Raw genomic sequence first — 22,868 nt, 5'->3', positions numbered from 1 at the left:
AGTGTTATTGTATCAGAAAGCAAGAGGAAAGAAAAGGCGAGAAGGAGGAAGAGGAAGGGAGGAACAAGACGCTGAAGCCCTATATAGAGTGGACTTGACGGGAACCTTAAAGAAAGCTAAAAGCATCCTTTCTTGCGAGGGTCTTTCTTGTCTAGACGTTAGGAAGGTGATAAAATAGGGACTATGAACAAATTAAAAGAATTAATGGAGGGAATGATTCGTCATTTCCAACGAGAAAAAAAACCAACGAAGATTGCGGAAGAGGTTGAGTTATCAACGGACGGGGAGGAGCAAGCTCCAACCTATAGCCGCTCGGACAAGTCACGGAGAAAATCTCACTCCCAACATCCGATCAGACGTTTTTGGCGCAAGTATCACTTGACTAAGATCTTCCTACTGATTGGCTTGTCCTTTAGTCTCGTCGTCGGAGGTTATCTTTTCTACATAGCCAAGACGACCAATGTAGCAGATCTGCAAAATGCCCTCAAAGCGACCACGATCATCTATGATAAAGATGGGAACCAAGCAGGAAGCCTAACGGGGCAAAAAGGAACCTACGTTGAGTTAGATGCCATTAGTGAAAACTTGCAAAATGCAGTTGTTGCGACAGAAGACCGGAGTTTCTACAAAAATAGTGGGATTAACTACGGTCGTTTCTTCCTGGCGATTTTGACTGCCGGTCGCTCAGGTGGGGGATCGACGATCACCCAACAGTTGGCAAAAAATGCCTATCTTTCTCAGGACCAGACGGTTGAGCGGAAGGCTAAGGAGTTTTTCCTAGCCCTCGAGATTAACAAAAAGTATAGTAAGAAAGAAATCTTGACCATGTACCTCAACAATGCCTATTTTGGAAATGGGGTTTGGGGGATTGAAGATGCTTCAAAGAAGTATTTCGGTGTCTCCGCTAGTGAGTTGACTCTGGATCAGTCGGCTGTCCTTGCCGGCATGCTCAAGGGACCAGAAATCTATAACCCCCTTTATTCAGTCGAGAACGCAACCAATCGTCGCAATACGGTCCTACAAAATATGGTCGCAGCTGGTTATATCGACCAAGCTACAGCAGATCAATCCGCCGCAGTCGACATTCATGGACAACTGGTGGATGCCTATGAAGGCAAGTCAGAAGATTATCGCTACCCGTCCTATTTCGATGCGGTTATCAACGAGGCTGTCAATGAATATGGTCTAACAGAAGAAGATATCATCAAGAATGGTTACCGGATCTATACAGAGATGGACCAAAATTACCAAGCCAGCATGCAGGTCATCTATGACAATGTGGATCTCTTCCCTGTTGCTGAAGATGGTACACGGGCAGAATCTGGTAGCGTGGCCTTGGATCCTAAGACAGGAGGAGTGCGGGCGATCGTCGGGCGCGTGGCTAGTGACCAAGATGCTGGCTTCCGAAGCTACAACTATGCGACTCAATCTGCTAGAAGTCCTGGTTCTACCATTAAACCCCTGGTCGTTTATAGTCCAGCTGTAGCCAACGGCTGGTCAACCAATAAAGAATTGGACAATGCGACCAAGGTCTACGGCGGTTATACAGTTGATAACTATGGTGGCATCCAAGGTAGTCCGACCGTTCCAATGTACCAAGCCTTGGCAGAATCTCTCAACCTGCCAGCTGTAGCGACAGCCAATGAGTTAGGGCTCAATACTGTCTTTGATTATGGGAAAAAATTTGGTCTCAATATGGACAAGGTGGACAAATCTCTCGGAGTAGCTCTGGGATCTGGTGTGACGACCAACCCTCTTCAGATGGCTCAGGCCTATGGAACATTTGCCAACGACGGAGTGATGAACGATGCCCATCTCATTACGAAGATTGAAAATGCCAGCGGTCAAGTGGTGAAAAGTCACAGTCAGAAATCAAAACGGGTGCTTAGCAGCTCAGCTAATAAGAAGATGACCAATATGATGTTGGGAACCTTTACCAACGGAACGGGTGTCAACGCAGCACCGTATGGTTATACCATGGCTGGTAAAACAGGAACGACTGAAACAGACTTCAACCCGGATCTCTCTGGTGACCAGTGGGTCATTGGCTACACGCCAGATGTGGTCATTAGTCAGTGGCTAGGTTTCCCTAAGACGGATGAAACCCACTATTTGACAGGGACTAGTGCAGAGACAGCCTCAGTGATCTTCCGAAATGTAGCCAATAGCGTCCTTCCTTATACAGAAGGAACTAGCTTTGACAATGAGGAAAATTCTTACCAGGAAAATGGCATTGCCCCTGTCGGTCAAGAAACAGAAACAGAGAGTCCAGAAGAGGACAAGGGCTTCTTTGATACTGTCAAAGAACGCGCTGCAGGTATCGTAGACGATGCCAAAAAAGCCATCGATGAAGCAGATATTCCTGGAAAAGCACAAAATGCCTGGGATACTTTCAAAGGTTGGTTCGGATTCTAAAAAATAGATGCTTAAAAGATGGGAAGGTTCCTTGCCATCTTTTAGATTGTAGACAAACTATATTTACATAAAACAACGTGGAGATCCTTCAATAAAAAAGTTAATTTCTATTTTATGAAATTATTCAACTTTATCTCGAAACTTTCCGCCGTGAGAAAAGTGCTTGAAACACTACGTTTCAAGCACTCGGGAGTTTTGAAACTTTAGGTTCAAAACAAATTGAACACGGGCTGCGGATTGTGTCAAAAAGATAAGTTCTCCTAGAATCGATAGATTCTGCGTCAAACTTCCTATTTTGACTTTATCCGCAGACGCCCTTTGTATCTTAATAAGTCATGGAACTTCTTCGAAGTTCGCTGACGTCCGTACTCACCGAAGGAAAGTTTCTGAGAAGATGTTGAATGAAAAGAATTTTTTCAATACTTTTCGATGCTCAGACAGCTGTCGATAGGGTAACAAAAAAGCCTTTCAGATGATAATCTGAAAGGCTTTTGTTTTTAGTTTCATTACAAGTCTTCATCGGAGACGCTGAAGGTATCTCCGTGTTCAAAGTCGCCGTATTGGTAGCCCCGTTTGAACCAGCGCATGCGTTGTTCAGACGTCCCGTGGGTGAAGCTATCAGGGACGGAATAACCATAGGCTTGTTCTTGAAGGGTATCATCTCCCACGGCGTGTGCAGCATTAAGCGCTTCTTCGATATCTCCCGTCTCCATGAGCCCTTGCTCTTCAATATAGCGCGCCCACATACCCGCATAATAGTCAGCTTGAAGTTCCAAACGGACATTGAGGGCATTTTTTTCTGTCTCGCTTTTTCCTCGGATGGCTTGCTGGTAGCTTTGAAGAGTCCCCAGTTCGTTTTGAATGTGGTGACCGACTTCGTGAGCTATGACATAAGCCATGGCAAAATCTCCGCTAGCCTTATATTTGGTGGTCAACTCTTTGTAGAAGCTGATATCCAAATAGATCTTTTGGTCTGTCGGACAGTAGAAGGGACCGGCAGATGCTTGACCTACACCACAGCCAGTACGAGTTTGGCCGGTATAAAAAACCAGGGTGGGCTTGTGATAGGTCCGCCCGTCTTTTTGGAAGGTTTGCCCCCAGAAATCCTCAGTGGTTCCAAGGACTTGACTGACGAATTTGCTATCTCCGTCACTCACCTGGGTATTGCTTTGGCGCGTGACTTGTCCTGAGTTGTAGTTCTGCGTGGTCTGCCCCTGGTCAAAGAGCCCGCTCAATCCAGCGCCCCCGCTCAAAAAGATGAGAACGAGGATCAAGATCAATTTGCTCTTAAAGCTTCCAGGCGAGAGGAGGATCTGTAAAATACCACCCCCTAAATTCCCACCAGACCGGCCAGATGAGTAGCTCCCGCCACTTTGTCCGCGACGGTCTTCAATGTTTTTACTTTCTTTCAGATGATCGCTTTTCATAATTTCTCATTTATCCTCTATATTGTACCAAATCATAGAGAAAAGCCAAATAAATGCGCTCCCTTAGAGTGGAAGAGCTTGTCAAATAGTAGAAAACTTGCTATAATAGTGTGAATGGAGGCGTTATGGCATTAAAAAAAGCAAGTCTAGCGTGTACGGTTTGTGGGTCACGCAACTACTCAATCAAGTTGAGTGCGACGCCAAAACCAAAACGTCTAGAAGTTAATAAGTTTTGTAAACATTGTAGTAAATATACAATTCATAAAGAAACCAGATAGGAGAATGTTGTGAAATTTTTTAAAGATATTTTTGTCTTGCTTAAAAACACGACTTGGCCAAATCGCAAGGAAAGATGGAAAAATTTTATCTCAGTGATAGAGTACACCGCTTTTTTTGTAGCTTTGATTTATTTGTTTGACCAAGTAGTGGCTAAAGGTATTTTAAAGCTAATCGATATGTTCTAAAAAAGAAACAAATCTGCGTCCCATGTGGATGCTTTTTTCTTGCCTTGGTGAAGAAAAACAAGAGAAACTTCTTTGCTTTCTCTGGTTTTATGTTATAATGGAGCTAGGAAAACAAGAGCCAGAAGGCTTTTTTTAGTATCGTGATGAAACGATCACCTTTTGGTATATAAGAAAGGAAATAAAAATGGATAGTTTTGACAAAGGCTGGTTTGTCCTACAGACCTACTCAGGATATGAAAACAAAGTGAAGGAAAACCTTCTTCAACGCGCACAAACATATAACATGTTGGAAAACATCTTGCGTGTAGAAATTCCTACTCAAACTGTGCAAATCGAGAAGAACGGGAAGACAAAAGAAATCGAAGAAAATCGCTTCCCGGGTTATGTCTTGGTCGAAATGGTCATGACCGATGAAGCTTGGTTTGTCGTTCGGAACACACCAAACGTAACTGGATTTGTTGGATCACACGGGAACCGTTCAAAACCAACTCCACTTTTGGAAGACGAAATCCGCAACATCTTGATTTCGATGGGACAAACAGTTCAAGATTTCAACATTGATGTGAAGGTTGGAGATACTGTACGCATTATCGATGGGGCCTTTGCAGATTACACTGGTAAGATCACAGAAATCGATAACAACAAGGTGAAAATGATCATCACCATGTTTGGAAATGACACTGTGGCAGAAGTCAACCTCAATCAAATCGCAGAATTGTAATAGAGGAAAAAAGGGGCCTTCCCCTTGATAGAAAGAAATCCTCCAAGACACTGGTCTTGGAGGATTTGTGTTTGTTGAAAAGAGATTTTTATGCAGGTTCAGAGACTTGGAAGACTGTTTCTTTGTCAAAACCGACAGAGTAGTCTTTCCCGTCTTCACCTTTCCAAGTAAAGATAGTCGCGTAGCCAAAGACGAAAACAGTTTCTGGACGGCCGTGTTTTTCAATGACTTCTTTAGCTGTCATTCCAGGTTGAATATCCTTGAGATTCGTAACCTTTTTAGAGTTAGGCAAGGTGGCAATTTTGTTAGTGGCTTGACCTTTTTCATTAAAATCAATTAAGATAGCAGAGCCATCTCCATGCCAGTAACCATCATTACCAGAAGAGGAATCAGTAGGACCTAACTTGCTGATCGCTTCATCTTTTGTAGTAGGGGCAAGGGCTTCATTACCAACGAGGATTTCCACTTTAATTTCTTTGAAGGCAGCCCATTTTGGCATTTCAGGGATATCACCGATGGCTTCCAGTGACTCTCCTTGGTCCATCAAGCTCATTGTATAGTTAGGATCCTCGCGCGTGTTAGAATCTGAAGAGCTATAAGAATCATCCTTATCGAAGCCTGATGAAAAATCCTTTTTGATGGTTGACTTTTTAGAATATGAACTTCTAGAACTCTTAGAACTTTTAGAGGTTTTTTTAGAACTGCTAACAAGGGGCTTTCTTTGGTGAGTCTCTGGTGCAGCAGGTTGGCAAGCAGCCAGCATGGCCAAAGAGAGGATGCTGAGAGCATATAGGGTAACTTTTTTCATAATCATCTTTTCCTTTCATGAGTGGATAACAGAATCGCTCGCAAAGGAGCGATGGTGCAGTCCAATCAAGTGATGGTATTAAAAAAAGCCCATTGTTGGGCTCATTGATATTTGTTTGTGAAGGCGGTAGACGGATTTGAACCGACGATCAAGCTTTTGCAGAGCCGTGCCTTACCACTTGGCTATACCGCCACAACATATTCTATTTTATCTTAAAAATCAGATAAGGTCAAGAAAAAATTTCGGACAAAAGGCTTATGAAAGGGAAAGAATGAGAATCGTGTAGAAAAACATAAAGAAAGGAGAAAAAAGACCTGAAGAAAAGCAGGAAAGTCTAGGAATTTCTCTCAAATGACTTGCAAAAAGCTTCTAAATCTGCTATACTGATAAAGTTGCGTAAAGCAATAAATACTCATCCCGGAACCATTGTGGCACCGTTGCCCTTGTGGTCGTGTTGCAAGCTGACGTCTGGGAGAGGAGAAAAAACAAAAAGGAGAATTTACTCATGGCAGTAATTTCAATGAAACAACTTCTTGAGGCTGGTGTACACTTTGGTCACCAAACTCGTCGCTGGAACCCTAAGATGGCTAAGTACATCTTCACTGAGCGTAACGGAATCCACGTTATCGACTTGCAACAAACTGTAAAATACGCTGACCAAGCATATGACTTTATGCGTGATGCTGCTGCAAACGACGCAGTTGTATTGTTTGTTGGTACTAAGAAACAAGCTGCTGAAGCTGTTGCTGAAGAAGCTGTTCGTTCAGGTCAATACTACATCAACCACCGTTGGTTGGGTGGAACCCTTACTAACTGGGGAACAATCCAAAAACGTATCGCTCGTTTGAAAGAAATCAAACGCATGGAAGAAGAAGGAATCTTCGACGTTCTTCCTAAGAAAGAAGTTGCACTTCTTAACAAACAACGCGCTCGTCTTGAAAAATTCTTGGGTGGTATCGAAGATATGCCTCGTATCCCAGACGTAATGTATGTTGTGGATCCACACAAAGAGCAAATCGCTGTTAAAGAAGCTAAGAAATTGGGTATCCCAGTTGTAGCGATGGTCGACACAAACACTGACCCAGACGATATCGATGTAATCATCCCAGCTAACGATGATGCTATCCGCGCTGTTAAATTGATCACTGCGAAAATGGCTGATGCTGTTATCGAAGGACGTCAAGGTGAAGATGCAGTTGCATCAGTTGAAGCTGAATTGGCAGCAACTGAAACTCAAGCAGATTCAATCGAAGAAATCGTTGAAGTTGTAGAAGGCGACAACGCTTAATTCATAATCGTAATTACCTAGGAGGGCGGGGCTTAGCCCGGCTCTCCTATTTTTAAAAAAATATAGGAGAATCAAAATGGCAGAAATTACAGCTAAACTTGTTAAAGAGTTGCGTGAAAAATCTGGTGCTGGTGTCATGGACGCTAAGAAAGCCTTGGTTGAGGTTGAAGGTGACATCGAAAAAGCAATCGAATTGCTTCGCGAAAAAGGTATGGCTAAGGCAGCTAAGAAAGCTGACCGTGTTGCCGCTGAAGGTTTGACTGGTGTTTATGTGAACGGTAACGTTGCAGCAGTAGTTGAAGTAAATGCTGAAACTGACTTCGTTGCGAAAAACGCTCAATTCGTTGAGTTGGTAAACGCAACAGCGAAAGTCATCGCTGAAGGTAAACCAGCTAACAACGAAGAAGCTCTTGCTTTGACAATGCCTTCAGGTGAAACTCTTGAAGCAGCATACGTATCTGCAACTGCTACAATCGGAGAAAAAATCTCATTCCGTCGTTTTGCTTTGCTTGAAAAAACAGACGCACAACACTTCGGTGCATACCAACACAACGGTGGACGTATCGGTGTTATCTCTGTTGTCGAAGGTGGAGACGAAGCACTTGCTAAACAAGTCTCAATGCACATCGCTGCAATGAAACCAACTGTTCTTTCATACAAAGAATTGGATGAGCAATTCGTGAAAGATGAGTTGGCACAATTGAACCACGTGATCGACCAAGACAACGAAAGCCGTGCAATGGTTGGTAAACCAGCTCTTCCACACTTGAAGTATGGTTCTAAAGCTCAATTGACTGACGAAGTGGTTGCTCAAGCTGAAGAAGATATCAAAGCAGAATTGGCAGCAGAAGGCAAACCAGAAAAAATCTGGGATAAAATCATTCCAGGTAAAATGGATCGCTTCTTCTTGGACAACACGAAAGTTGACCAAGCCTACACTCTTCTTGCACAAGTTTACATCATGGATGACAGCAAGACAGTGGAAGCTTACCTTGAATCAGTAAATGCTTCAGTTGCTGAATTCGTTCGCTTTGAAGTTGGTGAAGGTATTGAGAAAGCTTCAAATGACTTTGAAGCAGAAGTTGCAGCTACAATGGCAGCAGCTCTTAACAACTAAGAATAAAAAATAAGAGGTTTCGATGGAAACCTCTTTTTTGCAAGATAAAGTCATCTAGCTATTTTTTATAAAAAATAGTTTGTCTATATTCTAAAAGGACTGAAACAGCTGTTTCAGTCCTTTTTGTGATTAATGCGCAAAGGTATCTAGTCCAAAGAGGAGCGAGAGAGAGCCCATGATGAGACCTGCTAGGACAACTCCCAGCATAACAGCAAGGACGCTCCGTTTGAAGTCCCAGTCTAGAATAGAGGCGGCGAGGGTTCCAGTCCAGGCTCCAGTTCCTGGTAAGGGAATACCGACGAATAGGAGTAGGGCCCAAAAGATTCCCTTATCCCCTGCAGCTTCTTCTAGTTTTTGTCCTCCACGATGGCCTTTGTTGAGACACCAGGTAAAGAAATTCCCGATAACAGGCTTATCTTTCCCCCATTCCAGGATATGGAGAGCGAAAAAGAAGATAATAGGGACAGGAAGCATGTTGCCAATGACCCCAATCAGGAGAGCTTGCCAAAGAGGAATTCCACTAGATATGGCGTAGGGAACGGCTCCACGAAGTTCTACCAGAGGAATCATGGCGATTAAAAAAGTAATAATGTAGTTCATGTGTTATCCTTTCAATTCATCCTTTCCATTCTACCTTATCTTATATAAATTCACAACTATTCAAGTTAAAAATCTAGTATTTCAGAATTAAAAAACGAAGAATATTATCTATTCTCTACAAATTATAGTTCTTTTTGATCAAACTAAAGACTGTCCATTACATCCCTTGTTTAACCTTTATTATTTGGTATAGTTATAATGTGAGATTCGGTACAATTTTCAAAAGTATTGAAAGCGCTTACTATATTAATTGTTTAAATGGAGGTTAAATATGGGAAAGTCTTTTTTTGAAAAGTGCAGTGTATTTAGTATTCGCAAGCTCGCGGTTGGAGCTTGTTCTGTATTAATCGGTGTATCTTTTTTTGGAGCTCCATCTGTCTTAGCTGAAGAAGAAGGAAGAGCTGTAACAGAAGAGGAGATGACAGCCACAAGGGAAGCGTCAGAGGTGACGAATGGAGAAGTTGGGACAAGTGATAAAGCTTCAACAACCGTAGAGGCACCTGCTGTGATTACTCCTGAAAGAAATGAGAGCGAAATCGAAAAGCCACAGGTGGAACCTCAAACAAGTGAACGTTCTGCTGGGGCTATTGAAGAGGCTGCGAAGGATCAAAAACAAGTAGCGGAGGACATGGTGCAAGATCGCGAACGAGATTTTAACAAGGACTGGTATTTCAAGTTAAATGCAGCTCCTGGTGCAGAAGGTCGCCAGGTGGATGTCAAAAACTGGAAAAAATTAGATTTGCCACATGATTGGTCAATCTTCTTTGACTTCGATCACAATTCTCCGGCTCAAAATGAAGGGGGACAATTAAACGGTGGGGATGCTTGGTATCGCAAGACCTTCCGTTTGGATGATAAAGATCTAGATAAGAAAGTTCGCTTGGAATTTGGTGGAGTTTACATGGATTCCAAAGTCTATGTAAACGGACAATTCGTGGGTCATTATCCAAATGGCTACAATGCCTTTTCTTATGATATTACCCCTTATTTGAATTCGGATGGAAGTGAAAACACCATCGCGGTTCATGTGGTCAACCAACAGCCAAGTAGTCGTTGGTATTCTGGAAGTGGGATTTATCGTGATGTCAAACTCAGTGTGACGGATAAGGTCCATGTAGCTAAGTATGGGACCACCATCACTAGTCCAAAGTTAGAAGAACAACAGAATGGGGCAGTCGATACTCTTGTGAAGAGTCGTATTGTCAACCAAGATGATCAAGCCCACAGTGTGTATGCGGAATACGAAATCGTCGATCAAAATGGTCAAGTGGTCAGTGAAAAGGTGCGCAGTGAAGTGCAATCCGTTTTGGCTGGTCAAGAGATCAACCTGTCTCATACCCTTCGTGTTGAAAAACCAACCCTCTGGGATGTCAAAACCAATAACCCAGCTCTTTATACTCTGTATACACGGGTTTATCGGGATTCGCAATTGGTCGATGTGCAAAAGGAACGTTTTGGTTATCGCTATCTCAACTGGACACCAGAAGGGGGCTTCTTCCTTAACGGAGCGGCTACGAAATTCCACGGTGTTTCCCTTCACCATGACCATGGGGCCCTCGGAGCTGAGGAAAATTACAAGGCTGAATACCGCCGTCTCAAACAGATGAAGGACATGGGGGTCAATGCCATCCGGACGACCCACAACCCAGCGAGTGAACAAACCCTGCAAATTGCGGCCGAGTTGGGCTTGATGGTCCAAGAAGAAGCCTTTGATACCTGGTATGGTGGCAAGAAACAATACGATTACGGTCGATTCTTTGAAAAGGATGCAACGCATCCAGAAGCTCGAAAAGGGGATAAGTGGTCTGACTATGACCTTCGGACCATGGTAGAGCGAGGCAAGAACAATCCTTCTATTGTGATGTGGTCAATCGGTAACGAAGTCGGTGAAGCAGATGGATCTGATAAGTCTGTCGCAACCGTTCGTCGTCTGGTCAAGACCATCAAGGAAGTGGATGCAACTCGCTATGTCACCATGGGAGCTGATAAATTCCGCTTTGGTGATGGATCAGGAGGGCATGAAAAGGTAGCGGCAGAGCTCGATGCGGTTGGATTTAACTACTCAGAGGCCAACTATGAAAGCCTACGCGCTAAACATCCAAACTGGCTCATTTATGGTTCTGAAACCTCTTCTGCAACGCGGACTCGGGGCTCTTACTACCATCCTGAAAGAGAGTGGGTCGGAAGCAACCAAGAAGACCGCCATTATGAACAATCAGACTATGGAAATGACCGGGTTGGTTGGGGTCGGACAGCGACAGCCTCTTGGACCTTTGACCGCGATCATGCCGGCTATGCAGGACAATTTATCTGGACAGGTACGGACTATATCGGCGAGCCAACCCCATGGCACAACCAAAATGACACACCTGTGAAAAGTTCTTATTTCGGTATTGTCGATACTGCCGGACTTCCAAAGAATGATTTTTACCTTTACCAAAGTCAATGGGTATCGGCTGAGAAACATCCAATGGTCCATCTCTTACCACATTGGAACTGGGACAATCCAGAATTAGCCAATCGTGTCATGGATGAAGAAGGTCGGATTCCTGTTCGTGCCTTCTCCAATGCCCACAGTGTGGAATTGATTGTCAATGGGGAATCACAAGGAGTCAAGACCTTTACCAAGAAGACCACAGCAGATGACCGGACCTACCAAGAAGGGGCAAATCCGGATGAACTCTATCTAGAATGGTTGGTTCCTTATGTGCCAGGTAAGGTGGAAGCTATTGCCCGCAACGAAGCAGGAGAAGTGATTGCCCGCGATCAGATCGAAACAGCTGGAAAGCCAGCCGGTGTTCGTCTATTGAAAGAAGAACACGCCATTGCGGCAGACGGCAAGGATTTGACTTATATTACCTATGAGATTGTCGATGAAGCAGGCCGTGTCGTACCAACTGCCAATAACTTGGTGCATTTCCATTTGCATGGCCAAGGCCAAATTGTCGGTGTCGACAACGGGGAACAAGCTAGCCGGGAACGCTACAAAGCGCAGGAAGATGGCTCATGGCAACGTCGGGCCTTTAACGGCAAAGGGGTTGTCATTGTCAAATCGACTGAGCAAGCAGGTGCCTTTACCCTGCACGCAGACTCAGACCGCTTGCAGTCAGACCAAGTCAGCCTCTTTACAGGTAAGAAGGACCAAGCAGAACGCACTGTATTAGGTGTGGAACCTGTTCGACAAAGTGCTTATCTAGGAGAAAAGCCAACCTTGCCAAGTAAGGTCAATGTAGTCTATAGTGATGGCAAGGCCCAAGAAGAAGCCGTTGAATGGGATGCAGCAGACTATAGTCGTGCTGGCCAAGTCCGTGTGACAGGTCATGTTCAAGGACGGACGGTCGAAGCTCTGGTCGATGTGATCGGTGTGGAGCAAGTCCTTCCAGTTATCAAACAAATCCCACAGGGAGCAGATCTAGCGACAGTGGATAAGACTGTGCAATTGGTCTTCACAGATGGCCGGACAGTTGGCTATGAAGTTGATCAATGGACCTTGGAAGCTGGTCAAGAAGATCAGTTGTCCACACCAGGTGCTCGTTTGAAAGCGACAGGACACCTAGGCAATGGGGAAACCGTCCAAGCGACTCTAGTGGTTGCAGGTGGAACAGTCAGCAAGGCTAAGAAACCAACCGTGCAACTAGATGGAGTAGCCCTTCCAAAATTTGGTAGTGGCAACCATACTATTTTCCGCCCATTGACTTATGGGCAAGAGCATGGTCAAGTCACAGCAAGTGCAGAAAATGCCCAAGTGACGGTCCTACAAGCTAGCCGTGAAAATGGTTTGAAAGCTCAAATCTTTGTGATTGCTCAGGATACGGGAGCTGTCCAGACCTATGCTATCCAATTCCAAGAAGAAAGTCCACAGATCCAGCGCCTAGAATTGCGTCTGCCAGAAGGACAGGAACTCAAGGAAGACCAAACGGTACCACTTGAAGTCATTGCCCATTACCAAGATGGTAGCCAGGCAAGTCTCAAAGCAGATCAAATCGATGTGAAGACAAGAGCTGGTAGCCAAGGAAAAGCGGTCGCAAGCAAGAAAGGTTTGGAACTACGGGAAGCAGGATTGGTTCATTTAGAAGCTAGCTTCCAAGGACAAACGGGAGAAGTCACCTTTACCATCACGCCAAATCCTGAAGAAAAGACGGTTGTCAAGGTGCGTCCTGTACGGATTAGTACGGATCGAAATGTTTTGCCAGCTCTTCCAGAGACAGTCTTGGTCGAGTATGACAAGGGATTCCCGAAAGAAAAACGTGTGACCTGGGATGCCGTGACAGCAGATCAAGTCAAGGATTACCATAGCTTTACAATCACAGGTCATGTAGAAGGTGTGGAAAAAGAAGCCCAAGCCCAAGTCACAGTTGAAGGCATTATCGCTGTAGAAGAAGTCAGCACTACCACTCCAGTAGGTGAAAAACCAGCCCTTCCAGAAAGCGTACGGACCTATCACTCCAATGGCAAGACCTATACTGCCAAGGTGGCCTGGGATGCGGTCGATCCGCAACTCTTGGCCCAAGAAGGAGAAGTTGTCCTCTCCGGCCGTGTAGAAGGAACCAACCTTCCAACCCGTCTTCATATTCGTGTTTCTAGCACCACAGTCAAAGGAGCCAATGTAGCAGAGCAATGGACAGGATCTGTCTTGCCACTCGCCTTTGCAAGTGACTCTAACGATGCGGATCCAGTTGTTAAGGTCAATGACAAGGTCATCTCCTTTACCGATGCTCCAGCCAACCGTTGGACCAACTGGGGCCGTGACAATGCGGAAGATTCGGTTGGTATCTTGTTTGGAGATTCTGGTATCTTGACCAAGCGAGCAGTGGACAACCTCCATGTTGGTTTCCATGAAGACCACGGCGTTGGAGCTCCAAGTGAATACGTGATTGAGTACTATGTAGGGGAGCAAATCCCAACTGTTCCAAGCAATCCAAATCGCGTCAAAGACGAAACAGACCATCCATTTAACAATCCAGCCAACTGGAAAGAAGTCAGCAACCTAACCGTTGAAGAACCGGTAGCAGCTGGCAAGATGAATCATTTCAGTTTTGATAAAGTCGACACCTATGCCGTTCGGATTCGCATGAAGACACCAGAAGGCAAACGTGGAAGCTCTATTTCAGAGATTCAGGTATTTGCCAATAAGGTTGCGGCAGAAGAAAAGAGCCAGGTGACCATTCGTGTCAACGGTGAGGTTTTACCAGGAGTTAATCCAAGTGTGACCGATTACTACATCGATGCGCGTGATCGGGCTTATCCACAAGTGGAAGCGACAGCTAGCCATCACGGTCTTGCAACGGTTGTGCCAAGCGTCCATGAAGGTGAGCCAATCCGTGTCGTCCATAAAGCGGAAGATGGTACTATCTTACAAGAATACCGCCTCCATCTCACAAGTGATGCAGAAAAACTGAAACAAGCTGCCCCAGTAGCAGTAGAAGCAGGCAGACGTTTTGTGAAAGTCGGTCAAGATCTGGTTCTACCATCTACAGTAGGTGTCTACTTCAAAGGGGACACAGGTTACGAACGCAAGGAACTTACGGTGGACTGGCAGGCTATCCCAGCTGATGCACTTTCTCATGAAGGCATCTTTACGTTAGAAGGAAAGGTTCTCGGTTATGATCTGACAGCTCAGCTGACCGTCCGGGTGTCAGAAAAGACAGGAGAAATCCTCTCTGTGAACCGTGACTACAATGCAGAGGATACCAGAGCATTTGCTAGTGAAACCAACGATCTCGATCCAAATCAAATCGACTATATCGATTACATCAATGATGGTGGCTACAACGAGTACTACCGTTGGACCAACTGGAAGAGAGAACCGGATCAAACCGAAGTGTTTGCTGGTCTCATCTTTAAGAAAAATGGTCGAGTAACAGAGCGTTTGGTCAATAAAGTAGCGGTCGACTTCTTTGCAGATCAGGAAACCGGTCTGCCAACGAAAACTGTTCTTGAACGCTATATTGGTCCATACTTTGATGTCCCAGATGATTACGGCAATTTGAAAAATCTTCCAGATCATCCATTTAACCAGGCCTCTAACTGGGAAGAAATCCCGTATAGCTTGGATTATGCCTTTGAGCCTGGTTATATCTCTAACCTCAGCTTCAATGAAACCAGAACCAAAGCCATCCGTTTAAGAATGGTCCGCGATGAACATCTAAAAGGTATCGGAATCATTGAATTGAGTGCCTATGCCCCAACAGAAGAGGCTCAGGCAACAACTGATGTCACCATCCAAGTGAATGGCAAAGACCTAGAAGGCTTTAAACCAGATGTGACAGATTATCATCTAGAGTATGAGGGAGACCGTCCAATCGTTTCAGCACAAGGCAAGAATGGAACAGCCGTTACGGTCGTGGATGCTAAAAGTGCCAATGCTCCGGTTCTTGTCAAGGTTGTCTCAGAAGATGGCAAGCTCGAAAAAGTATATCAACTTTCTCTATCCGCAAAAGCACCTACAGGAACCGCTATTCCTGAAGATGGTGTGAAGAATTTGGTCCATACGAAGTCAGAGCTCATCATTGAGGCAGAGGAGATGGACTTTGAACGCTTAGAACGTCCAAATGCGGATCTTCCAAAAGGTGAGAAACGTGTGGTTCAAGAAGGTCAAAAAGGCCGCAAATTGCGCTTGGTGGAAGTCTCTCAAGAAAATGGTGTGGAAAGCCGGAAGCAACTGGATGCCTTTGTAGAGCTAGATCCAGTGGCAGAAATCACAGAGGTGGGCACGAAAGAAGTACTTCCAGACACTCCACAACCAGAGCCACAGCCAGAACCTCAGCCACAACCAGAGCCACAACCGCAACCACGGCCAGAGCCACAACCGCTTCCGAACCCAGAATATCCTCATGGCTCAGAAGGACCAGTAGCTACCCCAACTCCTCAAGCATCTCTTGAGGTCAAAGCAGTGCGTCAGGAAGGGACAGATGCAGTAGGGAAGGAAGTCGAGAAAACAGCTCAAACACCAGCAGTTTCAGCTGCTCCAGTTTCCGAAGGTAGATTACCAAATACAGGAACGGAAGAAAGCGTCGCAAGCCTTGTGGCAGGTCTCTTAGCAGCAGGTCTTGCCGGTGCTGTGCTGGATGATCAGAAAAAAAGAGCCGATAAGGCCAAGTAAAAAGCTGGATAAGCCAGCAACTATACGGTGAAAAGTTCACAGGTAACAGAAAGAGGATGGGGAAGCCCCACCCTCTTTACCTGATGACATAAAGGAATGGAATATGGGAAAAAGATTATTTGATAAGAGAAATCGATTTGGCATTCGCAAGCTCTCAGTAGGCGTCTGCTCGGTAGTCGTAGCGACTTGTTTTTTAGGAGTCACTACCAGCTACGCAGAGGAACAAGCTGAGAATAGTGAACCACGTGAAGAACGGGTTGAAACGAGAAATGCAGGAGAACAAGGAAAGGAGGAGAAAACTGTGAACGAGCACCAAGAAGAATCAGAACATTCCTCGCTCGTAACGAGTGAGAAAGAAAATCGTGCAGTTAGCCAAGGGACAGAAGCAAGCCAACCAGCCCCTTCTCTAGATGAGGAGCCTGAGATTGCGGATTATGGACCACTTCCAAGCAAGGCTCAGATGCAATACCACCGCGAAGAACTAGCAGCTTTCATCCACTTTGGGATGAATACTTACTACGATCGTGAGTGGGGAGATGGGCAAGAAGACCCTTATTATTTCTATCCAGAGCATCTGGATACCGATCAGTGGATCAAAACACTCAAGGATGCTGGCTTCAAACGAACCATCATGGTCGTCAAGCACCACGATGGCTTCCTCTTGTACCCTTCTAAATACACCGACCATACCATTGCTAAAAGCGGTTGGAAGGAAGGGAAAGGCGATATCCTAGCCGAGGTTTCTGCTTCTGCCAGCAAGTATGACATGGATATGGGGGTCTACCTCTCGCCTTGGGATGCTCACAGCCCGCTCTACCATGTGGATACAGAGGACCAATACAACGAGTACTATCTCAACCAGCTCAAAGAAATCCTTGAAGATCCAAAATATGGAAACAAGGGCAAGTTCGTAGAAGTCTGGATGGATGGAGCGCGGGGCGATGGGGCTCAAAAAGTCACCTATACCTTCGACAAGTGGTTTGATGCTATTCGTAAGGCCCAAGGGGACATTGCCATCTTCTCGGCTGAGCCCACCAATGTTCGTTGGATCGGAAATGAAAAGGGAATTGCTGGAGATCCAGTTTGGCATAAGGTCAATCCGGATAAGATCCGCAACAATCCATCCAATAGTTACCTCAATCACGGGGATCCGGAAGGGAAGCAATACTCAGTGGGAGAAGCGGATGTTTCTATTCGCTCCGGCTGGTTCTACCATGACAACCAAGAGCCTAAGTCCTTGCGCGAATTGATGGACATTTACTTCAAATCGGTCGGCCGTGGAACCCCGCTTTTGCTCAATATTCCACCCAATCAAGATGGGAAATTTGCGGATGCCGATGTAGCCCGTTTGAAAGAATTCCGCCAGACTTTGGACCAACTCTACAGTGTGGACTATGCGGCAGGAGCTTTGGTCGAAGCTGACTCGACACGACGCAATGCTCATTATTCAGCCAGCCATTTGACAGATGGCGATGAAAAGACCAGTTGGGCACCTGCAGATGATGCCAAGACCGGCTCTTTTGTGCTCGATCTTGGAAAAGAGCAACACTTTGATGTGGTCGAGCTCAAGGAAACCATCGAGAAAGGCCAACGGATTTCTGGCTTCACCATCGATGTGGCTGTGAATGGCCAATGGGTTCCTTTTGGAGCTGGTTCAACCGTAGGATACCGCCGTTTGATCAAAGGACAACCTGTTGATAGCCGCTATATCCGGGTGTCCATCACCGATGCCCAAGCTACTCCAATCTTGAACGGAGTCTCTGTCTATAAGACGCCAGCCAGTATTGAAGAAACCGATGGCTATCCACTTGGTTTGACTTATCATTCTGACCGGACAGCTGACCGGGCCAATAGCCAATGGAATGAAGAGGGAGAAGGCGTCCGAGGCACCTCTATGTGGACCAAGGAAAAAGGAGCTTCGGTGACCTATCAGTTTGAAGGCACCAAGGCCTATGTGGTCGCAACTGTCGACCCTGGTCATGGGGAAATGGATGTCTATGTCGATGGCCAAAAACTAGCGACCGTCAATACCCAAAGCCCAAGCCGCAAACGTAGCCAAAAGGTCTATGAAACACCGGACTTGGCAGCAGGATCCCACACCTTGACCTTGGTCAATAGCAAGGGAGATGCGATCGCAACGGAAGGGATTTATGCCCTCAATAACCAAGAAAAGGGTCTCTTTGAGTTTGCTCAGCCAATCCTAGCTGTTAAGAAAGGCGACCCAGCGCAAGTCGTCGTCAAGAGAAAAGGTGGCTCTAAAGGAAGTGCCAGTCTCAAATTGATCACAGAACCAGGAACAGGGGTTCATGGCAAGGTCTACAAAGATACCAATGTCACCCTTGAGTTCGCAGATGGAGAGACGGAAAAAACAGTCCAAGTTCCAACTCTTGATTTTGCAGGAAAAGCGACCGATGTCTATGACTTTAAGGTCAAATTGCTGCATCCGGATCAGGGAAGCCTGGTCGGCTTTATTCCAGAACTGACAGTCCAAGTGATGAACGAGGACCTGCTTCCAGAAAATCGCAAAGAAGTAGATGACCAAGATCCAAAACTGCATTACAGTGAGGGTTGGCAGCACGAGACAGACAATCCAAACTTCTCAAATGGCACAGAATCTTGGTCTAGCTTTAACCAAGTGACCGATGAGGAAGGCAAGAAACACATTGAAGTGATCATTACCTTTAAGGGCACAGGTGTGGAGGTTCGAGGAGTGGTTGATCCAAGTCACGGGCTCTACAGCGTCACCCTGGATGGAAAAGAAATGGCCTTCGAAGAAGGTCGGGGCCATGATTATGAGATCGAAGGCGATCATTATTTCAGTGGCTACGGAGACCAACGCAAGATCGACCAGAGTTTGGTCAATTTACAAGGTCTAGCAAAAGGCTACCACCAGCTACGCCTGCACCTGGATCCATCTCTTAATGACCCTCAGTCATCTAGAGCCATCCAGGTAGACCGATTTATCCTATCAGGGAAAGATAGTCAGTTGCTCAGTCAAGAAGAGCTGCAACAGATCATCAGAGAAGGAGTAGAAAAGATCAAGGCTGCTTCTCTCGATCGCTTGAAAGCAGACCTCAAACCGACGGTTCAAGGACAATTGACGGACTTGACTCAGTTGTTGGATCAAGAGCGACCAGATTTGGTTGCTGCAGCTAATCAAGTCGAAGCCCTTGAAACCATCTTAGAAGATGCTCGCAATTATGAACCGCTGACGCAGATACGCCCAGAAGAAGGTGTTCGGGATTTGATTCTTGAAAAGCCAGAACTTCTCATCGAAGCGGAGGAGATTCCATTTGAGAGTCAAACGCGTGAGAACAAGGACTTGGCCAAGGGCGAAAGCCGAATCCTTCAAGCAGGGAAGGTCGGACGCCGGTTGAAATTGATCGAGGTTCGACAAGAAGGAGGCAAAGAAATTCGGACAGAAGTCGATGCCTTTGTCGAAGTGGAAGCCCAGGACCAGATTACGGAAGTCGGGACGAAGGAAGTGGAAGAAGATCCTGTTATTCCCGAAGTGCCGCTACCAACAAAACCAAGTGAAGACTCACAAGAAACGAAACCGCTCCTTCCTCCAGAAGACAAAAAAGAAAGTGGAATTGCTCCAATTCTGAAACCGACGGCTTCGAAAGAGACTCCTCCTTCTCCTGTGGTAGAAGCAGTAACTCCGGACCCTGTGCAGTCCCAAGAAAAACTGCCACAGACAGGATCAGAGAAGGCAAGTTTCTTAGCTTGGATCGGACTACTCGGCTTAGGCTTCCTAGGCGGAAGAGTGAAATACGCTCGTCGGAAATCCTAAAGTCCCTTCTACAAGAGGTTAGCAATAGCTACCCTCTTTTTTGGCCTCCTTCTGGCTACCAACAAGGGGTCTTCAGATTCTATCACGACGTAGTCTTTGCTTTATTTACAGGCGTAAAAATTGTATAATAGTCAGATAAGGTCAATAATGACATCATGGATGGTGAGACCATTTTTGATCCTCTGAAAAGCAGAGAGCTTATCTAGAATGAAAAGGTTAGAAAGGAGCATCATGGCAAGTAAAAATACATCAGATAGCATTGAGGCCTATATCAAGTCGCTACTGGCTCAAGCAGGCATCGCAGAGCTCAAGAGAAGCGAATTAGCGGATGTCTTCCAAGTTGTTCCTAGTCAAATCAATTATGTGATCAAGACCCGCTTCACCGAAAGTCGAGGCTATATCGTAGAGAGCAAGCGTGGAGGTGGCGGTTATATCCGGATTGGCAAGGTCCAATTTTCAGACCAACACCAGATGCTAAAAGAGCTTGGCGCAAGCATCGGAGAACAAATCAGTCAGACTGTTTTTGGCGATATCCTTCAAATGCTATTTGAAGAAAAACTCCTTACAAAGAGAGAGGCAGAGCTTTTGTCAGTGATGACGACAGACGAGGTTCTGGGCAGTGAAGCCCATCGCTTACGAGCCAATATCCTACGAAAAATTATCCAACAAGTCGATAGAAAGGGAATGTAATCTCCTTATGAACTATTCAAAAGCCCTATTAGAAACGATTGAAGCCGCTCAAATCTTAGCGGGTCATTTTGAGTCTCAAACGCTAGATACCTGGCATATCCTAGTAGCCCTAGCCAATAATCCTTATAGTGTAGCTGGTTCCGTCTTAAGTGACTATCCTATGCAGATTGATGATTTTCAAGATGCGGCGGAGCACATTACGGGTCAAGTCTACCAACGGGATGGCCGCTATGAGGTATTTCCTTTTTCTTTCCGTGTCGAAGAAATCATGAAACGTTCCCAAGAGATTGCCCAGGCAGTCCATGCCAAAAGTCTTGGAACAGAGCATGTCCTATTGGCACTTCTATTAGAACGGGGAACCTTGGCTTCTCAAGTATTGGAGTATGTCGGCTTCCGCTATGATGATCAGGAAGAGGGCATTAAAATCGTCGAGCTTCGCAAGAGCTTGGAACAACGAGCAGGTTGGGACAAGGAAGCTGTGAAAGCTATCCGTTCGCTCTATCGGGCCCAGCAACCCAATCGTCAAACCATGGGAAATATGATGGGCATGCCAGCCTCTACCAGCGGTGGTTTGGAAGACTACACCCGAGATCTGACAGAAATGGCTCGCAATGGCAGTTTGGAACCGGTGATTGGCCGGGGTCAAGAAATCTCGCGGATGATTCAGATTTTGAGCCGCAAAACGAAAAATAACCCAGTCCTTGTCGGGGATGCCGGTGTCGGAAAGACCGCTCTAGCCTTGGGCTTGGCTCAACGGATTGCCAGCGGAGATGTCCCGACGGAGCTGGCTAAGATGCGGGTCTTAGAGTTGGACTTGATGAATGTTGTCGCAGGGACGCGGTTCCGTGGAGATTTTGAAGAGCGGATGAACAACATCATCAATGATATCGAAGAAGATGGCCATGTCATCCTCTTCATTGATGAGCTCCATACCATTATGGGCTCTGGCTCTGGGATTGACTCCACCTTGGATGCGGCCAATATCTTGAAGCCAGCCTTGGCTCGCGGGACCCTACGGACCGTAGGAGCCACTACGCAAGAAGAATACCAAAAACACATTGAAAAAGACGCCGCTCTGTCACGCCGCTTTGCTAAAGTCTTGATTGAGCAACCCTCTGTTGCAGATAGCATTGCGATTTTGCAAGGGCTCAAGAAGACCTATGAACGTCACCACCGTGTCCATATTACGGATGCGGCTATTGAGACAGCTGTTGTCTATGCCAATCGTTATTTGACCAGCCGCCTCTTGCCTGACTCCGCCATTGACCTCTTGGATGAGGCGGCAGCGACCGTGCAAAACAAGGGGCCTCAAGCCGGTCTTCAGTCCGACTTGACAGCTGCCGATCAAGCCTTGCTCAAGGGGCAGTGGAAAAAAGTTGCTCAGTTGCTAAAAGAAGATGCTAGTCCAAAAGGCTACCAGCTAGAAGTTAAGGAAGAGGATATCCTGAAGACGCTTAGTCAATTGTCAGGCATTCCTGTGGAGAAACTAACCCAAACAGCAGCTAAGAAATACCTTGAATTGGAAGCAGAACTTCATAAGCGCGTGATCGGTCAGGATCAGGCTGTCTCAAGTATCAGCCGAGCGATTCGTCGCAATCAGTCGGGAATTCGTTCTCACAAACGGCCAATTGGCTCCTTCCTCTTCCTCGGTCCCACTGGGGTCGGGAAGACTGAGCTGGCGAAGGCGCTGGCTGAAGTCCTCTTTGATGACGAGTCCGCTTTGATCCGCTTTGATATGAGTGAATACATGGAGAAATTTGCGGCCAGTCGTCTCAACGGTGCCCCTCCAGGTTATGTTGGTTATGAAGAAGGGGGCGAGTTGACGGAAAAAGTCCGCAACAAATCTTATTCAGTCCTCTTGTTTGATGAGGTGGAAAAAGCCCATCCAGATATCTTTAACGTTCTCTTGCAAGTCTTGGATGACGGTGTCTTGACCGACAGCAAGGGACGCAAGGTAGATTTCTCCAATACCATTATTATCATGACCTCAAACTTGGGAGCTACCGCTTTACGAGATGATAAGACAGTTGGCTTTGGAGCCAAGGATATTCGCTTTGACCAAGCCAATATGGAGAAACGCATCTTCGAAGAGTTGAAGAAGACTTATCGACCAGAGTTTATCAACCGGATTGATGAGAAGGTTGTCTTCCATAGCTTGACCAGTGATCAAATGCATGAGATTGTCAAGATTATGGTGAAACCATTGGTTCAATCTCTAGCAGAGAAAGGCATTACTCTGAAATTCCAAGCGTCTGCCCTTAAATGGCTGGCGACTCACGGATATGATCCAGAGATGGGAGCACGTCCTTTGCGCCGGACCATCCAGACCCAGGTGGAAGACTACTTGGCAGAGATCCTCTTGAGAGGAGAAGTGGCCGAAGGGCAAACCCTCAAGGTAGGTGTTAAGTCTGGTCAGCTTAACTTCACGATTGACTAGGAGGAT

13 protein-coding genes and 1 tRNA gene are annotated in these 22,868 nt (G+C 46.0%); 10 read left to right on the top strand and 4 right to left on the bottom strand.

Annotated features, from left to right (window positions below):
* Positions 1-183 precede the first annotated feature (183 nt).
* Positions 184-2,415: a penicillin-binding protein PBP2A gene (pbp2a, locus tag FJR71_RS06710; RefSeq protein ID WP_140814378.1), complete on the top strand. Its 2,232-nt coding sequence runs from the start codon at positions 184-186 to the stop codon at positions 2,413-2,415.
* Between the two features lie 506 nt (positions 2,416-2,921).
* Here the strand turns inward: pbp2a and ypfJ are convergent.
* A complete protein-coding gene (ypfJ, locus tag FJR71_RS06705; protein ID WP_125329277.1) occupies positions 2,922-3,842 on the bottom strand; it encodes a KPN_02809 family neutral zinc metallopeptidase in 921 nt (306 codons plus the stop codon).
* Positions 3,843-3,967: 125 nt separating this feature from the next.
* Here ypfJ and rpmG point away from each other — a divergent pair, with 125 nt between their 5' ends.
* From rpmG to nusG, 3 genes are all read left to right on the top strand, one after another.
* Positions 3,968-4,120, top strand: coding sequence for a 50S ribosomal protein L33 (gene rpmG, locus FJR71_RS06700; protein ID WP_006595433.1), 153 nt, complete (start codon positions 3,968-3,970; stop codon positions 4,118-4,120).
* Positions 4,121-4,129: 9 nt separating this feature from the next.
* The gene (gene secE, locus FJR71_RS06695) at positions 4,130-4,306 is read left to right on the top strand and encodes a preprotein translocase subunit SecE (protein ID WP_006595434.1); all 177 of its coding nucleotides are present in this window, start codon (positions 4,130-4,132) and stop codon (positions 4,304-4,306) included.
* A gap of 184 nt (positions 4,307-4,490) precedes the next feature.
* Entirely contained in the window at positions 4,491-5,027 is a 537-nt protein-coding gene (gene nusG / locus FJR71_RS06690) for a transcription termination/antitermination protein NusG (RefSeq protein WP_006595435.1), read from the top strand.
* A gap of 88 nt (positions 5,028-5,115) precedes the next feature.
* On the opposite strand, the gene FJR71_RS06685 is transcribed toward nusG, so the two are convergent.
* Positions 5,116-5,835: a hypothetical protein gene (locus tag FJR71_RS06685; protein ID WP_048690765.1), complete on the bottom strand. Its 720-nt coding sequence runs from the start codon at positions 5,833-5,835 to the stop codon at positions 5,116-5,118.
* A 121-nt stretch (positions 5,836-5,956) separates the two neighbouring features.
* A tRNA-Cys gene (locus FJR71_RS06680) sits at positions 5,957-6,027 on the bottom strand.
* A gap of 313 nt (positions 6,028-6,340) precedes the next feature.
* Between FJR71_RS06680 and rpsB the strand changes: the two genes are divergently transcribed.
* Complete coding sequence (gene rpsB, locus FJR71_RS06675; protein WP_042507486.1) at positions 6,341-7,123, top strand: 30S ribosomal protein S2; 783 nt, start codon at positions 6,341-6,343, stop codon at positions 7,121-7,123.
* Positions 7,124-7,199: 76 nt separating this feature from the next.
* The gene (gene tsf, locus FJR71_RS06670; protein ID WP_048690763.1) at positions 7,200-8,240 is read left to right on the top strand and encodes a translation elongation factor Ts; all 1,041 of its coding nucleotides are present in this window, start codon (positions 7,200-7,202) and stop codon (positions 8,238-8,240) included.
* Between the two features lie 129 nt (positions 8,241-8,369).
* On the opposite strand, the gene FJR71_RS06665 is transcribed toward tsf, so the two are convergent.
* Positions 8,370-8,840 carry a COG2426 family protein gene (locus FJR71_RS06665; RefSeq protein ID WP_140814377.1) on the bottom strand — a complete coding sequence of 157 codons (471 nt, stop codon included), beginning with the start codon at positions 8,838-8,840 and terminating at the stop codon, positions 8,370-8,372.
* Positions 8,841-9,111: 271 nt separating this feature from the next.
* Between FJR71_RS06665 and FJR71_RS06660 the strand changes: the two genes are divergently transcribed.
* From FJR71_RS06660 to FJR71_RS06645, 4 genes are all read left to right on the top strand, one after another.
* Positions 9,112-15,942 (top strand): Ig-like domain-containing protein, encoded by a 6,831-nt coding sequence (locus FJR71_RS06660; RefSeq protein WP_140814376.1) that lies wholly within the window; start codon positions 9,112-9,114, stop codon positions 15,940-15,942.
* Between the two features lie 103 nt (positions 15,943-16,045).
* Positions 16,046-19,735 carry an alpha-L-fucosidase gene (locus FJR71_RS06655; RefSeq protein WP_140814375.1) on the top strand — a complete coding sequence of 1,230 codons (3,690 nt, stop codon included), beginning with the start codon at positions 16,046-16,048 and terminating at the stop codon, positions 19,733-19,735.
* 231 nt (positions 19,736-19,966) lie between these two features.
* The gene (locus FJR71_RS06650; RefSeq protein WP_048690753.1) at positions 19,967-20,425 is read left to right on the top strand and encodes a CtsR family transcriptional regulator; all 459 of its coding nucleotides are present in this window, start codon (positions 19,967-19,969) and stop codon (positions 20,423-20,425) included.
* 7 nt (positions 20,426-20,432) lie between these two features.
* Positions 20,433-22,862: an ATP-dependent Clp protease ATP-binding subunit gene (locus FJR71_RS06645; protein ID WP_048690751.1), complete on the top strand. Its 2,430-nt coding sequence runs from the start codon at positions 20,433-20,435 to the stop codon at positions 22,860-22,862.
* The last annotated feature ends 6 nt before the right edge of the window (positions 22,863-22,868 follow it).

This window comes from Streptococcus xiaochunlingii, assembly GCF_006385805.1.
Lineage (GTDB): Bacteria > Bacillota > Bacilli > Lactobacillales > Streptococcaceae > Streptococcus > Streptococcus xiaochunlingii.
Note: the sequence above shows the minus strand (reverse complement) of the source record. Positions and strands in the feature narration are given on the sequence as shown.

Bases quoted from the DNA above. Each gene is read 5' to 3' on its own strand.
- pbp2a (WP_140814378.1), top strand. From the start codon at position 184: ATGAACAAATTAAAAGAATTAATGGAGGGAATGATTCGTCATTTCCAA.
- ypfJ (WP_125329277.1), bottom strand. From the start codon at position 3,842: ATGAAAAGCGATCATCTGAAAGAAAGTAAAAACATTGAAGACCGTCGC.
- rpmG (WP_006595433.1), top strand. From the start codon at position 3,968: ATGGCATTAAAAAAAGCAAGTCTAGCGTGTACGGTTTGTGGGTCACGC.
- nusG (WP_006595435.1), top strand. From the start codon at position 4,491: ATGGATAGTTTTGACAAAGGCTGGTTTGTCCTACAGACCTACTCAGGA.
- FJR71_RS06685 (WP_048690765.1), bottom strand. From the start codon at position 5,835: ATGAAAAAAGTTACCCTATATGCTCTCAGCATCCTCTCTTTGGCCATG.
- rpsB (WP_042507486.1), top strand. From the start codon at position 6,341: ATGGCAGTAATTTCAATGAAACAACTTCTTGAGGCTGGTGTACACTTT.
- tsf (WP_048690763.1), top strand. From the start codon at position 7,200: ATGGCAGAAATTACAGCTAAACTTGTTAAAGAGTTGCGTGAAAAATCT.
- FJR71_RS06665 (WP_140814377.1), bottom strand. From the start codon at position 8,840: ATGAACTACATTATTACTTTTTTAATCGCCATGATTCCTCTGGTAGAA.
- FJR71_RS06660 (WP_140814376.1), top strand. From the start codon at position 9,112: ATGGGAAAGTCTTTTTTTGAAAAGTGCAGTGTATTTAGTATTCGCAAG.
- FJR71_RS06655 (WP_140814375.1), top strand. From the start codon at position 16,046: ATGGGAAAAAGATTATTTGATAAGAGAAATCGATTTGGCATTCGCAAG.
- FJR71_RS06650 (WP_048690753.1), top strand. From the start codon at position 19,967: ATGGCAAGTAAAAATACATCAGATAGCATTGAGGCCTATATCAAGTCG.
- FJR71_RS06645 (WP_048690751.1), top strand. From the start codon at position 20,433: ATGAACTATTCAAAAGCCCTATTAGAAACGATTGAAGCCGCTCAAATC.